Annotated in this window: 16 protein-coding genes and 1 pseudogene; 10 read left to right on the top strand and 7 right to left on the bottom strand. The window is 58.2% G+C overall.

The annotated features are described in order from the left end of the window. The 3 genes from ABD720_RS06245 to ABD720_RS06235 all read right to left on the bottom strand — a co-directional run. Positions 1-553: SOS response-associated peptidase (locus ABD720_RS06245; protein WP_344762396.1), on the bottom strand; the 553-nt coding region annotated here is incomplete at its 3' end. Positions 554-673: 120 nt separating this feature from the next. Next, positions 674-1204 carry a DUF4113 domain-containing protein gene (locus tag ABD720_RS06240; protein ID WP_344762395.1) on the bottom strand — a complete coding sequence of 177 codons (531 nt, stop codon included), beginning with the start codon at positions 1202-1204 and terminating at the stop codon, positions 674-676. 516 nt (positions 1205-1720) lie between these two features. Further along, the gene (locus ABD720_RS06235; RefSeq protein WP_344762394.1) at positions 1721-2737 is read right to left on the bottom strand and encodes an asparaginase; all 1017 of its coding nucleotides are present in this window, start codon (positions 2735-2737) and stop codon (positions 1721-1723) included. A 366-nt stretch (positions 2738-3103) separates the two neighbouring features. Here ABD720_RS06235 and ABD720_RS06230 point away from each other — a divergent pair, with 366 nt between their 5' ends. The 6 genes and pseudogenes from ABD720_RS06230 to ABD720_RS06210 all read left to right on the top strand — a co-directional run bounded on the left by ABD720_RS06230 (position 3104) and on the right by ABD720_RS06210 (position 5134). Next, positions 3104-3343, top strand: coding sequence for an antitoxin of toxin-antitoxin stability system (locus ABD720_RS06230; protein WP_344762393.1), 240 nt, complete (start codon positions 3104-3106; stop codon positions 3341-3343). Beyond that, positions 3330-3713 carry a type II toxin-antitoxin system PemK/MazF family toxin gene (locus ABD720_RS06225; protein ID WP_344762392.1) on the top strand — a complete coding sequence of 128 codons (384 nt, stop codon included), beginning with the start codon at positions 3330-3332 and terminating at the stop codon, positions 3711-3713. Before ABD720_RS06230 ends, ABD720_RS06225 begins: the two co-directional genes overlap by 14 nt. A gap of 368 nt (positions 3714-4081) precedes the next feature. Continuing rightward, positions 4082-4243 carry a hypothetical protein gene (locus ABD720_RS06220; protein WP_344762391.1) on the top strand — a complete coding sequence of 54 codons (162 nt, stop codon included), beginning with the start codon at positions 4082-4084 and terminating at the stop codon, positions 4241-4243. Beyond that, positions 4236-4388, top strand: coding sequence for a hypothetical protein (locus ABD720_RS06215; RefSeq protein ID WP_344762390.1), 153 nt, complete (start codon positions 4236-4238; stop codon positions 4386-4388). The genes ABD720_RS06220 and ABD720_RS06215 overlap by 8 nt, the downstream gene beginning before the upstream one ends. A gap of 33 nt (positions 4389-4421) precedes the next feature. Next, positions 4422-4496, top strand: a pseudogene (locus tag ABD720_RS19285) (DUF4113 domain-containing protein); the annotation flags it as partial. Between the two features lie 323 nt (positions 4497-4819). Then, positions 4820-5134, top strand: coding sequence for a hypothetical protein (locus tag ABD720_RS06210; RefSeq protein WP_344762389.1), 315 nt, complete (start codon positions 4820-4822; stop codon positions 5132-5134). A 186-nt stretch (positions 5135-5320) separates the two neighbouring features. On the opposite strand, the gene ABD720_RS06205 is transcribed toward ABD720_RS06210, so the two are convergent. From ABD720_RS06205 to ABD720_RS06190, 4 genes are all read right to left on the bottom strand, one after another. After that, complete coding sequence (locus ABD720_RS06205; protein ID WP_344762388.1) at positions 5321-5524, bottom strand: hypothetical protein; 204 nt, start codon at positions 5522-5524, stop codon at positions 5321-5323. A gap of 39 nt (positions 5525-5563) precedes the next feature. Beyond that, on the bottom strand, positions 5564-6913 hold the full coding sequence (locus ABD720_RS06200; RefSeq protein WP_344762387.1) for a M20 family metallopeptidase: 1350 nt from the start codon (positions 6911-6913) through the stop codon (positions 5564-5566). 56 nt (positions 6914-6969) lie between these two features. Further along, entirely contained in the window at positions 6970-8265 is a 1296-nt protein-coding gene (locus ABD720_RS06195) for an amidase (protein WP_344762386.1), read from the bottom strand. A gap of 89 nt (positions 8266-8354) precedes the next feature. After that, on the bottom strand, positions 8355-9206 hold the full coding sequence (locus ABD720_RS06190; RefSeq protein WP_344762385.1) for an alpha/beta fold hydrolase: 852 nt from the start codon (positions 9204-9206) through the stop codon (positions 8355-8357). Positions 9207-9448: 242 nt separating this feature from the next. On the opposite strand from ABD720_RS06190, the gene dmpE reads away from it, so the two are divergent. Genes dmpE through ABD720_RS06170 form a run of 4 tightly spaced genes read left to right on the top strand, consistent with a single transcriptional unit; the run spans position 9449 to position 13020 of the window. Continuing rightward, a complete protein-coding gene (dmpE, locus tag ABD720_RS06185; RefSeq protein WP_344762384.1) occupies positions 9449-10240 on the top strand; it encodes a 2-oxopent-4-enoate hydratase in 792 nt (263 codons plus the stop codon). 56 nt (positions 10241-10296) lie between these two features. Then, positions 10297-11223: an acetaldehyde dehydrogenase (acetylating) gene (locus ABD720_RS06180; protein WP_344762383.1), complete on the top strand. Its 927-nt coding sequence runs from the start codon at positions 10297-10299 to the stop codon at positions 11221-11223. A gap of 9 nt (positions 11224-11232) precedes the next feature. Further along, positions 11233-12261 (top strand): 4-hydroxy-2-oxovalerate aldolase, encoded by a 1029-nt coding sequence (gene dmpG / locus ABD720_RS06175; protein WP_344762382.1) that lies wholly within the window; start codon positions 11233-11235, stop codon positions 12259-12261. 3 nt (positions 12262-12264) lie between these two features. Further along, a complete protein-coding gene (locus tag ABD720_RS06170; protein ID WP_344762381.1) occupies positions 12265-13020 on the top strand; it encodes an SDR family NAD(P)-dependent oxidoreductase in 756 nt (251 codons plus the stop codon). Positions 13021-13025: the final 5 nt, after the last annotated feature.

Here is a 13025-nt window from a genome sequence, read left to right as displayed (position 1 = left end):
TATTTGGTGGGCACCACTTTGGCGGGTCAATGGCGTGCTGTACAGACGTCGTTGGTGAGGCGCTTACCATCAGCGTATGTTCGTCGGCATTGATCGTCAGCATAGAAAACGACAGCAACGGCACCCCGTCCGGTCCGGGCCGCTGCTCCCAGATACCCGCAATCCCCAACGGCGCCCCATCGGCATGCGCAATGGCGTACCGCACTGCGTTGCCGCTCTCGTAGCTCGGCTCGTACAGCATCCGCGCCGGAATGACACAAAATCGGCCGTGCCGGTAGGTATCCCGGAAACTCGGCTTGGTTGCCACCGTCTCGCTGCGCGCATTGTAGGTCCGCCGCGCCAGCGTGCTGTCCGCCCAGTGCGGTACCAGACCGAACATGGCCAGGTCAGCCGTTCGCCGGCCAGCGGATGGGTCCGTGGTCTCACCGGCGCGCCGGATAATCGGTGCACGCGAGCCCGGATAGGCTTCTGCAAGGTCGGCGCCGACGGGCAGCGTGACACCGAAATAATCCGCGAGGTCGGCACGGGTGGGGGGCTGGTAGTTAGCGCACATGGACCCAAGCGTACCTGTTTTCTGAGGGCGTTGCCGGCACCCGTGACAGCGACCACACTCCGCGCTATCGGCTCAGCGCCTCCTTTTTTCCCGTAAAAACGCCGGATCCGGTCGGTACCGCTAATTCGCCCGGGCCACCGGAATCTCGCTCCAGCACGTCGTGTAGTTCGGCGTCTTCCGCTCGCGCGTCATGGCCCAGTCGTTCCGTATGCCGGCTGCGGCCACGCGCACCGCGCCCTTGCCGAACCGCTGGTTCAGGCCGTCGAGCGTACGCATCATCGCTGCCGATTTGGCGCCATCACCGAACGTGGTGAACAGCAATTGCTGCTGCACGCACGGAAAACGCCCTGCAGGATCACGCCCGTTTTCTTGCAGGTATAACCAGCTCGGTATATCTGTTCCAGGCCGAACGGTGCCGCTGCTGTAGTGCGGATCCGAAGCCTTGAACGGATTGGTCTGCACGAAGACCGGGATCGCTTCGCACACGGACTCCGGGCGCCGTAATTTTTCGACGGCGCGTGTTATGTCACTGGCCACCGATTCAGCGAGTTCGTCGATAGTCAGTACCGGCTGGCCAAAGGAGCGCGAGGCAATAATCTGCTTTTTTGCCGGTGCCACCCCGTCGACCACCACCCCGAAGCGCGTGCGCACCCAAGCGGGCGACGCGTCGCGTAGCTGGGCAACCTATTTCGGGGAGGGGGACGTTACGCTGTAACGGCAGTCTTAAAACCAGTGAATCGGAGAAAAAAGGAGAAATAACCGGTCCATCTTGACCGGTCGCATTACGCTTTGAGCGCGTAATACCATTCAATGCGCAGCGGTCACGTTCGACCGGAATGGGCGGTCACGTTGACCAGAATAAGCACTGTGAGTTGAAAGTCGAGCCCCCAACTTCAAAGTTTCGATTCTATTTTAAATGGCTTGATGCCAACGTTTCATTTGCAATTAGCTTGAGCACGCGAAAATGGAATGCGAGCCGACGCGGATAACTACAAGCTTAATTGCAAATAGCGCGAGCACGGTCGATTTGAAACGCGAGTCGCTACATCTATTGTTTCGTTCAGTCGCACTACCTGATCGGTCAAGCTGTTCGTCAGTCGCCTGTCGCTAATGGAAGAGCTGAACGCGATCGCCAGCACGTCATGGCCGGCGTCTCATCGTCGTCCATCAGCGGCTGAAGGCAGCCTGGAGGTCACGTTGTCCGGTCACACCGCTCTGGAGGGCAAGCATCAACAGGATCCGTGCCTTGGCTGGCGACAGATCGTCCGCCATGACGGCGCCGGCATCTACCAGCGTCTTGCCGCCGCCTTCAAAACCGTAGTTTGGCAGCACCCGGCCATTCGGTACCCGGGTCGAGACGACGATCGGGACATTCTTGCTCAAGGCGTACTTGACGGCATTGAACATCGGAATATTCATGTTGCCCCATCCGAGCGCCTGCACCACGATGCCTTTTGCGCCATTGTCGACGGCCGAGCGCAGCAGCTTGCCATCAGCACCACCATACATGGCAACAATTTCAACTTCCGGCATCTGCTCCGAGCGCAGCGCGATGAACTGGCGACGCAGCGGCGCACGCGAATAGGTAATCCGATCGAAATCGACGACACCAAGAAAACCGAAGTCGCCGGATTTGAACGTCTCCACGCTTGAGGTGTGTGTCTTCGTCACGTCGCGGGCAGCATTGATCTGACTGTTCATCGCCAGCATCACGCCCTTGGCTTTTGACTGCGGATCCACCGCGATTCGTACTGCAGTCAGGAGATTGTGTGGTCCGTCGAAATCCGATTCCGACGCATTGCGCTGCGCACCGATCAGGATCACCGGTTTGTCGGACTTGACCGTCAGATCGAGCCAGTAAGCAGTTTCCTCCAGCGTGTCGGTGCCGTGCGAAACGATCACGCCGGCCACTTCGGCGCGATTGAGCGCTGCCTGCACGGCTTTCGTGAGTTGCACCCAGCGAACCGGATCCATGTAGTCGGAAGGTACATTGGAGATGTTGTTGACCTCGACCGTCGCATATTTCGCGACATCCGGAACGGTGGCCAGCAAGTCTTCACCCGAAATGGCAGGGACCGGCGCCTTTTTTACCGGATCGATCTTCATCGCGATCGTGCCACCGGTGGCGATCAGTGTCACGACAGGTTGTGCGCTTTGTGCGCCAGCGTTCAAGGAAGACAGCATTACTAAGGTAGCGATCAGTATTTTCGAGGAAGACATTGGCGGGCTATGGGTCTCAGAAGTGGTTGAAAGGTGATCCGGAACGCATCATACAGGCCAAGGTGCGGGACGATGCAGAAATTAGGGATCTGATCGCTGGTGCTGACGCGAGCTTAAATAAATAGGCGAAACATGCTTAGAAGCGGCCAATGTGTACGAAATGGACGTACCTATCATGAAGCCTGTCCGAAACAATCAAAGGCCTATTTAAGTACATATCGCACGACTGGAGTCCGAAACCGATCGTTTATGTACAGTTATGTAAGACGTTGAGTAATACAACAAAGAGTGTATTGTTGTATCTTGAGTTAGTATTTTTTGGAGTTAGCCATGATCGCAAAACCAGAAACCACAATCACCTTTCGCGTTTCAAGTGAGTTGGCGGAGCAAACCAGACTTTTCGCAAAGTCATCGGATCAGCGCGTCTCTGAGTACATTCGGGATGCTGTTCGGGAAAAGAACGCCCGCCAAATAGCGGATCGCATGCGCTTCCTTTCGCTCCGCCTTGCAGCGGAAAACGCGAAGGTAAGCCAAGAATTTGATATAGCGGCAGGAGATGGCATTGCCTAAAGTATCGCGCGGACAAATTTGGATGGTTGACCTGACTCCGCAGACATTCCCAGCGGAGCCAGGCAAGCGGGAACGCCCTTGCTTAATACTGCAGACGGACATACTGAACGATGCAGGGCATGCCACTACTATCGTGCTTCCAGGCACGACACAGGTTTATCGGGACAAGCAGGGTGACGGCTACCCACTGAGGGTACCGATAGGCACTATTCAGAAGCCAGGCCAGCAACCAGAAGAGACAGATATATTAATCGATCAAATCCGAGCGATCGCAAATACACGGTTTATTGGAACTGCCCCGATAGGAAATTTGACGCGACAACACATAAAACGGGTCGAGGACGCGCTTAAAATCGTTTTAACACTTTGATTTTTTGAATCGAATGACGTGGCAACTATCCTGCCACCGGGGGTAATGCCGCTACGCTTCCAAGGTGCCCACAGCGGTGATTTTCAAATGTATTACACCGCACACAGAGTTCCGCGCCTGTGCAGGTTTCACCGACTATCCCCTGCCGCACGAAGAAATCAAGGTAGCCTCCGAAATACCAAAATAGCGCGATCGATCCTGGGTAACACGTCAGAACCGCGCTCAGTTGCCAAAAATCCTGCGATGAAATCAACCTCTCCCTGAGCGCATCGTTAATTTGTGAGATGCCGATTAAAAGCACAAATGTGCTCTTGTTCGTTACTCCGTAACGATCGTACAATATTAGCGATACTACTCTTGGAAATGCGATGAGCTTAACTAATGCCGAACGCCAGGCCCTGTATCGCCAGCGCCATTTGAAAACCGAGGACAGCACGGCCGAGTTGCTGCATGCAGTCATCAATCTTCACGCCAAGCGGGCTCTGGAACGACTAGCAAAATGTTACGGAGTAACGCAGCGCTTTGCTTGAACGATTGCTGATCGACGCCGAACGGCAAACGATTGTGAGCGCCGGCCAACTTCCCAACGGACAGGCCGACTATTACGATGGACGACTGCGCATGGAAATCAGCCGTCCCGACGTGGACGACGGCAATACACCCGCCTCTCGCTAAGTGACGTGGTAACGTTAATGACTAGACGACTGGGTCATGAAACGCGAAAAGAAGACGCCCGATTACACGACCAACTGGGCAGAATTAGCAGTTGCAAGGGCAAACTGACGCAGCAAAGTTGGTGTGAGAGCGCTTCAGCCTCGTCACATATTTTTCGGCGCACACCTCCTACCGGTGAGGCGGTTTTTAAATTGGTTTTTTCCTGGTCGGCACTTTGGCGTGAAGTCGCGCCCATTGCAGCTGCTCGTGAGTTAGATGTACTGCAGTCCAGTCGGGTAACTTGGTGAGCGATTTACTGACGCGCCGGTGCGCGCCAGTTGATGGCGCAGCGAGGTGGATCGTTATCACGACGCCAATCATCATGTGCGGAATGTCCTGGCGAATGGCCCGCAAGCGCCGGTTCGACATCACTGTCGTTCGAGGTCAGGATAATGCCAAAGCGCCTCATCAATCCGTGGACACCGCAACGAGAAGCAGTCAAGCACAATTCAGCCGAGCACAAAGATGCTCAACGCAGAGCTGGTCTGCCGATCTTGCCGGGTAAGGTAGATGAACCGAAATCGTATGCCGCGCGGCTGTTCAATTTTTCTGCCATCGGGGCACTGCCGCAAGCTAATGCGATCAAGACCTTGCAAGATCCCGCGCTCGAGGTCGGCGAGGCTTTCGATATCGATGCAATGGAGGAGAATTTTCGGATAACGCAAGACTATCGCTATTTTTTACAGGAATGGGGCGAACAAGCTTGAAATCATGCCGCCAGTTCGTCGATCAGTCTGACGGTTATCAAAGAGGCCAGCGACATCGTCTCCGCCTGGCGTACCGTACCAGACCTGCAGGTACAGGCCCATGCCCAGGACGGTTTCATACCATGGCATCATTCCATCGAGCACGCCAGTCTGCATCGCGTTGTGCAACACGGCGCACGGCACGTCCTACACCGATGCACCGGCATGTTTGAGCATGGCGTCAATAGTGCGGTCAGCATCGCAAAACTTGAGGTCCTTGACCGATTCGGGCGTCGTGATCTGGTGCACGCGGTTGGCGATACCGCCTTCGGCCAACTGCCCTGTCAGGATCGGACAGGGAACCCTGCTTTTCCTGTCCGGGACTGCTTGAATCGCCGATGCAAATGGCATTCCCTGTAACGAAAAAGCGGTTGCGCCCTCGTCAATGCCTCACGACAGGCCCGTTTCCTGGCGGGTTCGCGTGCAGGTATCGATGATCGAGTAGATCAATGCCTTGCAGGTAGCGACGAGGTCGGGGATATGGCTCACGCCCATGCCACCAAGCCCCTCGGAAAACTCTTCCGGCATGTCCGCATCGCCGATCCACCGGTAGCCAATCCGTACCAGCGGCAAACCGAGCTTGCAGATCGTTGCCGCATCCGTCTGCCCGCTCAGCATCGGCGCCCCCGGATAGGGCGTGCCACCATTGGTTTCCTGCCAGGCCCGCAAGGCGGACTGCACGACCCAGTTATCCGGTTCGGTACGCGATCCCGGGACCGCTGCTGTCATTTCCCATTCGGCGTCGATGTCCGGATGTCGCGCCAGGATAGCGCGCATCACGCTGTCGAATTCAGCCTGCATGTCGCCGGTGGTTTGCTGCGGATTAGTGCGTATGTCGAGATATAGTTCGGTCGCCGCCGACGGGAACGACGGACGATGCGGCCAGCCCGACCGTACCGCCGCAATCCAGCCCTCCGGAGCGATTTGATCGCTGGTATGTTTGCGGGTGTACTCGGGCAACCATTGCTCCAGTTCCTGGATCACCGTGGCGGCTGGAACGATGGAACTACGAAACCCCGGCGTGCCGCGGGCGATGCCCGAATAGCCCATGGTGCCCTTGACGGTTACCTTGAACCAGCACATCCCCGGATGCTCGAAATACACCTCGTTCCACGGTTTCATGATGATGCCGAAATCGGCCGTGATACCGTTCATCATCATGTGGGTAACACCACTGCTTAATCCGTAATGATTGCGTTCGGGCACCACCACTGGCATGCCGCCGCCGGCAAATGCCAGCGTCAGGTCGCCTTTCAAAGGGACACCCGCTTGCAGGATGCAATGGACGGCTTCGGCCAGTGTCGACACCATGCCCTTCGGGTTCGATGCACCCAACCCGATCACCGTTTCGCCGCGCGCGTAGCCAAACGGCTTCATGTCATCGCGCAGTTCCGGACCGACCCAGGGCAGGTCTTTTTCCGGATCGTTTTCGATGTGCGTGTCGATCGGCGCGTACAGCAGCAACGCGGCCCCACCACCACTGCCCTTGATGCGCCCAATAGCGTTGCCGGACAAGGGATTGACCTCCTGGTAAAACGCCTTGAGCCCCATATCCTTCATGTAATCGACCATGAATTCGTTAGCCTGTTTCTCCGCGCCGGTCGGGCTATGGATGCTGGTGATATCGATATTGAGTTGCTTGAGCCGCTGCGTATCGATCTGTGCGCAGGCCTGGTCATACCAGCGCTGCTGCTGCTCTGAAAAAGGCAGCTGGTGTGTCGTGATGGGGGTATTGGCCATGTCATTTCCTTTTACAGCGATGGGATTCCCGCCTGCCGAGCAGGCGGGGCAGGCGACTAGATCGCTTTGTGACTGACATGCTGCTGCATCCACCAGGCTGCCGCGATGAGCTTGTCGTCGGCGCCATGGGGGCCGACAACCTGCGCTCCGAGAGGCAAGCCGTTCGGGCCAGCGCCGATCGGAAAGGTGACGCAGGGCACGTGCAGGAATGTCCATATCCGGTTGAACAGCGGGTCGCCTGTCCTGGCCAGTCCGAGCGGCGCTTCACCGATGCTGCTTGGCGTGAGCAGCACGTCGACATCACCGAATAACGTTGCCAATTCAGTCCGGCACCGTTGCGCCACCCGCTGGGCTGCGGCCTCCATGTCCGGGGTGTACTTGCGGCCCACGGCAAGCAGGTCGCGCAGTTCAGGACTGAGCAGCTCCGCTTGCTCACGCCATTCCCGGTCGAGTCCGCGCACGGCTTCTGCGCAAAAAATCAGTGTCTGTGCCTCGACCAGTTCGGTGAACGACGGCGGCAGGGTGATCTCGACGAGCTCGGCCCCGGCCTGTGCCAATTGCTGCGCCGTGGCTTCCAGGCGCGAGCGCATCACGGTATCGCCCTGCATCCACAAGCTGGTGCGGCAAAAGCCGATCCGCGGCGGCGTAGCGCACGGCAACGTCACGGCGGTGGCAACCGGGCGCACGGACAATGCCTGGCGAACCACCGACAAATCCGCAAAGCTGCGCACGAATACGCCTAGCGTATCGAGCGACGGCGCCAGCGGGTGCAAACCAGCGTAATCGAATGCATCGTGGGTTGGCTTGTAGCCGATCACACCGCAGAAACTGGCGGGCCGGATAATCGATCCCGCGGTCTGGGTGCCCAGCGACAGGGGCACCTGGCAATCCGCTACGGCTGCGGCAGAGCCGCTCGACGAACCGCCTGGAGTGTGGGCCAGATTGCACGGATTGGCCGTCTTCCCCGGATGATAAGTTGCAAATTCGGTAGTCACGGTTTTACCAAGGATAACGGCACCGGCAGCGAGCAGCTGGTCGACGCACGGAGCATTGCGACGCGGCTGGAAACCCTGGTAAATCGGTGATCCATATCCGGTCGGCATGCTGGCGGTATCGATAATGTCTTTCAGGCCGACCGGCACACCGTGCAGCGGGCCACGTGGCGCCTCCGCATCGCGGGCACGCGCCTCGGCAAGCGCCTTGTCTGCATCGAGAAAAGTCCACGCGCCGACCAGTGGTTCGCGCTCGGCAATGCGTGCCAGGCAGGCCTCAATAAGAGCCACCGAGGTCAGGCTACCCTCGGCGATCCGTGCTGCGGCTTCGGTGACGGACAGTTTTGCCAGCTGATTCATTTCGATTTACTCCTGAAGCAACGTCCGCGACGCGGACGGCAAGGTTCATGATGCGAAGCCCGCAAAAGGCTTCGCCAGTGGCAGGCACGTTACTCGGCAAGAAATGCCGTCACTTCGCGGTCATGCTCTTCCGGGCGCTCCCATTGCGGCCAGTGCGCAGCACCATCGACGATGTAGACCCGGGAGCCAGCAATCACCTCGCTCATGGCGTAGGCAGCATCCGGACCTGCAAGCGGATTTTTTTCTGTCCAGAGCAACAATGTCTTGGCTTTGATTTTCGCCAGGTCGTCCAGCTTGAACAGGTACTGCTCGCATTCCGGGGCAAACAGGTGCTCGTAATACGTCGTGAGCGATTGCCGGGTTTCCTCGCGCTTCCAGAGCGCAACGCGCAGATCGATCAGTTCTTCCGTCACGCCGCCAAGCGGCATGAGCCACTCGAGGCGCTTGCGGATCAGTTCGCGGGTCGGATTGTTGAGCGCGTTGAGCGAGGTTTCGCGCAGGCTCGACAAATCTTCGGCTTTGTCGTTGCCGAGATTCATGCCCCAGGCGGTGTTGAGAATCAGCTTTTCAACCCGATCAGGATGGTTGATACCCATGTCCATCGCGATCCAGCCACCAAGTGACTCGCCCTCGAAGCAGGCTTTCTCGATGCCCATCGCATCCATCAACTCCAGGATCTGGCTGGTGAACTGGGCCAGCCAGTTGCCCTTGCTGAAGGCTGGTTTGGACGACAGCCCGTGCCAGATGAAATCCGGTGCAATGGGACGGCATACCTGCCCCAGTCGGGTCATGTTGCGGGCATACGTTTCAGCGTGCCCGCCACCGCCATGGAACATGAACAGCGGCATGCCTGCACCGGTTTCAATGACCCGCGTGCGGTAGTTGGCCGTCTCGTAGTACTTCGTCTGCGTACCCAGCAGGTCGATATGAATCGTGCTCATTCTTGTAGTTCCTTTCGCCATTAAAAAACGTGCCACGGGACTTAGCAGTCCGCGGTGTCATCTCGAATCATCGGAAATCCTGTCGGCACCGCCTTGCGGAAATCTATTTTTCGGTGAATTGATTTTCATTAGTTTTAAATTGAAAGTCAATTCAAAATTGATGCATAATAATTTCAAATTTCAGGGACAGCCCTTTTCCGGGGTACAAAAAAGTTTTGCAGCGACGACCTATCGAGGAAAAAATGGCAATTGACGAACACCACATCACGCAATTCGGCGATGAACTTTTCCATGCCTACAAGACGGCGACCACAGTGTCTCCGCTCACCGATCGCATGCCGGACATGACCATCGAAGACGCCTACCGCATCCAGCTGCACATGGTGGGCCGTCGACTGGAGCAAGGCGAACGCATCGTCGGCAAGAAGATCGGCGTGACCAGCCAGGCGGTCATGAACATGCTCGGTGTCGGGCAACCGGATTTCGGCTACATGCTCGATGGAATGATCCATTGCGACGGCGCGGCCATTGACATCAGTACGCTGATCCAGCCCAAGGCGGAAGGGGAAATCGCTTTCATTCTCAAGCGCGATCTGCTCGGTCCCGGCATCAGCGCCGCAGATGTCCTGTCAGCGACCGAAGGGGTGATCGCCTGCTTCGAAATCGTCGATTCGCGCATCAAGGATTGGAAAATCAAGATCCAGGACACGGTCGCCGACAACGCTTCATGCGGTGTCTTTGTCCTCGGGGATCGCATGGTCGATCCGCGCGGACTCGACCTGCGCACCTGCGGCATGGTGCTGGAAAAAAATGGCGAGGTCGTTGTCACCGGTGCGGGCGCTGCGACCATGAATTCTCCGGTCAACGCCATGGTCTGGCTGGCAAATACACTCGGGCGACTCGGCATCCCGCTAAAAGCAGGAGAAGTCATCCTGTCCGGCGCGCTCGGCGCGATGGTCCCGGTCAAAGCCGGTGACAACCTGCGCGTTGCCATCGGTGGCATCGGCGGCTGTTCGGTGCGGTTCGTCCGATAACGATTCCCGGCATGCCCGGATCGGGTGATGCCAACTTCCTACTGAAAGAAAAACCCATGAATAAAATCAGATGTGCGCTGATTGGACCCGGCAATATTGGTACGGACCTGCTTTACAAACTCCAGCGCAGCAAGGTGCTGGAACCAGTCTGGATGGTCGGCATCGACCCGACGTCGGAAGGGCTGAAACGCGCGGCCGACATGGGTCTGAAAGTGACGTCCGAAGGCGTTGACGGGTTGCTGCCGCACGTCGCTGCAGACCGTATCCAGATCGCCTTCGATGCGACTTCGGCATATGTCCATGCAGACAACTCGCGCAAGCTCAATGCGCTCGGCGTCTTGATGATCGATCTCACGCCGGCAGCGATCGGCCCGTTCTGCGTACCTCCCGTGAACCTGACGGAACACGTCGGCAAAGGCGAGATGAACGTGAACATGGTCACCTGCGGTGGCCAGGCGACCATCCCGATGGTGGCCGCGGTGTCCCGCGTGCAGCAGGTGGCGTATGGCGAAATCGTCGCCACGGTGTCGTCGAGGTCGGTCGGACCCGGCACCCGGGTCAACATCGATGAATTCACCCGCACGACCTCGGGCGCGGTGGAAAAAGTCGGCGGTGCCAAAAAAGGCAAGGCGATCATCATCATCAATCCGGCCGAGCCGCCGATGATCATGCGCGACACGATCCACTGCCTGACCGAGACCGAACCCGATCGCGACAGGATCACGGCATCGGTGCACGCCATGATCAAGGAAGTCCAAAAATACGTGCCCGGTTACAAGCTCGTCAACGGACCGGTCTTCGATGGCAACCGCGTATCCCTGTTCATGGAGGTCGAAGGCCTCGGCGACTACCTGCCGAAATATGCCGGCAACCTCGACATCATGACCGCGGCTGCTGCACGTACCGCAGAAATGTTTGCCGAGGAAATTCTCAGTGGGAAGCTGGTCCTCCGGCCAGGCACCCCGAACCCCGTTGCAGCCTAAGGAACCACCATGACTTTCACCAGCAAGAAAATCACCGTCCACGACATGACCCTGCGTGACGGCATGCATCCGAAGCGTCATCAGATGACGCTGACACAAATGACCACGATTGCCCAGGGGCTGGACGCGGCCGGCGTGCCACTGATCGAAGTCACCCATGGCGACGGACTCGGCGGTTCCTCGGTCAACTATGGCTTTCCCGCGCACAGCGACGAGCAATACCTGTCGGCAGTGATCCCGTTGATGAAACAGGCCAAAGTGTCAGCGCTATTACTGCCGGGCATAGGCACCATCGATCACCTGCAGATGGCGCGTGAACTGGGCGTCCATACGATACGCGTGGCCACCCATTGCACCGAAGCCGATGTGTCGCAACAGCACATCCGCTACGCGCGCAAGCTCGACATGGACACGGTCGGCTTCCTGATGATGGCGCACATGACCTCGCCCGAGAAATTGCTGGAGCAGGCACTGCTGATGGAAAGCTACGGAGCCAATTGCATTTACTGCACGGACTCGGCCGGCTACATGCTGCCGGAAGACGTCAAGGCCCGCATCGGTTTGCTGCGCGAGAAGCTGCAACCGGATACCGAACTTGGCTTCCACGGTCATCACAATCTGGCCATGGGCGTGGCCAACTCGCTGGTGGCGGTGGAATACGGTGCCAACCGGATCGATGCGGCTGCAGCCGGACTGGGAGCCGGCGCAGGCAACACCCCGATGGAAGTCTTCATTGCGGTCTGTGCCCGATCAGGCATCGAGACCGGTGTCGACGTATTCAAGATCCAGGATGTGGCCGAAGACCTGGTGGTGCCGATGATGGATTTCCCGATTCGCATCGATCGTGATTCACTGACGCTGGGCTATGCCGGTGTCTACGGTTCCTTCCTGCTGTTTGCCAAGCGGGCAGAACAACAATATGGCGTCCCGGCGCGCGACATCCTGGTCGAAATGGGTCGCCGCGGCATGGTGGGTGGTCAGGAAGACATGATCGAAGACACCGCGCTGACAATGGCGCGCGCACGCGGGCTGAGGTAGGCCATGTCGACCGCTCCCCTGCTGGGAAAGGTAGTCATTGTCACCGGCGGCGCGACAGGTATCGGACTCGGTGCAGCGGTCGCCATTGCCGGTGCCGGTGGGTCCGTGATCATCGGTGGTCGCAACAAAGTGGCTGGCGAGGAGGCGGCACACCAGGTCGCGCGACAGGGCAGCACGGTGCTCTTCCGGCAAACGGATGTCAGCAAGGCGCCTGAATGCGCCGCCCTGGTCCGCCTGGCCAGGGAGCATTTTGGCCGTCTCGACGGTGCCTTTAACAATGCCGGGCTGCAGCGTGAGTTTACCGCCCTGCATGCCACCCCGATCGAGGACATCGACGACGTCATCGACATCAACCTCAAGGGCACGTTGTACATGATGAAGTACGAAGCCGAGCTAATGCTGGCATCCGGCGGCGGGGCGATCGTCAACAACAGCTCCATTTTCGGTTTGAAAGCGATGCCCAACCTGGCCTACTACGTGGCGAGCAAACATGGCATCGTCGGCCTGACCAAGGCTGCCGCGCTGGACTACGCGCGCAGCAACATCCGTGTCAACGCAATTTGTCCGGGACCGATCAAGACTCCCAGCTACACTCGGGTCACCGGCGGCGACGACCATATGTATGACGACGGAGTCCCGATGCACCGGATCGGCAGTCCCGAGGAAGTCGCCGCTGCCGTCGTATGGTTGTTGTCGGCCGCGGCCAGCTACGTCACCGGTACGATGCTGTCGGTCGATGGCGGCATGTCGGCGGCGTGAGAAGT

Source organism: Actimicrobium antarcticum (assembly GCF_039536745.1).
GTDB classification, from domain to species: Bacteria; Pseudomonadota; Gammaproteobacteria; order Burkholderiales; family Burkholderiaceae_D; genus Actimicrobium; species Actimicrobium antarcticum.
The sequence above is the reverse complement of the archived record's forward strand: the minus strand, read 5'-3'. Positions and strand labels throughout refer to the sequence as shown.

Excerpts from the sequence above, each read along its gene's own strand:
- ABD720_RS06235 (WP_344762394.1), bottom strand. The coding sequence starts at position 2,737 with ATGCTGTCTTCCTTGAACGCTGGCGCACAAAGCGCACAACCTGTCGTG.
- ABD720_RS06230 (WP_344762393.1), top strand. The coding sequence starts at position 3,104 with ATGATCGCAAAACCAGAAACCACAATCACCTTTCGCGTTTCAAGTGAG.
- ABD720_RS06225 (WP_344762392.1), top strand. The coding sequence starts at position 3,330 with ATGGCATTGCCTAAAGTATCGCGCGGACAAATTTGGATGGTTGACCTG.
- ABD720_RS06220 (WP_344762391.1), top strand. The coding sequence starts at position 4,082 with ATGAGCTTAACTAATGCCGAACGCCAGGCCCTGTATCGCCAGCGCCAT.
- ABD720_RS06210 (WP_344762389.1), top strand. The coding sequence starts at position 4,820 with ATGCCAAAGCGCCTCATCAATCCGTGGACACCGCAACGAGAAGCAGTC.
- ABD720_RS06205 (WP_344762388.1), bottom strand. The coding sequence starts at position 5,524 with ATGCCATTTGCATCGGCGATTCAAGCAGTCCCGGACAGGAAAAGCAGG.
- ABD720_RS06200 (WP_344762387.1), bottom strand. The coding sequence starts at position 6,913 with ATGGCCAATACCCCCATCACGACACACCAGCTGCCTTTTTCAGAGCAG.
- ABD720_RS06195 (WP_344762386.1), bottom strand. The coding sequence starts at position 8,265 with ATGAATCAGCTGGCAAAACTGTCCGTCACCGAAGCCGCAGCACGGATC.
- ABD720_RS06190 (WP_344762385.1), bottom strand. The coding sequence starts at position 9,206 with ATGAGCACGATTCATATCGACCTGCTGGGTACGCAGACGAAGTACTAC.
- dmpE (WP_344762384.1), top strand. The coding sequence starts at position 9,449 with ATGGCAATTGACGAACACCACATCACGCAATTCGGCGATGAACTTTTC.
- ABD720_RS06180 (WP_344762383.1), top strand. The coding sequence starts at position 10,297 with ATGAATAAAATCAGATGTGCGCTGATTGGACCCGGCAATATTGGTACG.
- dmpG (WP_344762382.1), top strand. The coding sequence starts at position 11,233 with ATGACTTTCACCAGCAAGAAAATCACCGTCCACGACATGACCCTGCGT.
- ABD720_RS06170 (WP_344762381.1), top strand. The coding sequence starts at position 12,265 with ATGTCGACCGCTCCCCTGCTGGGAAAGGTAGTCATTGTCACCGGCGGC.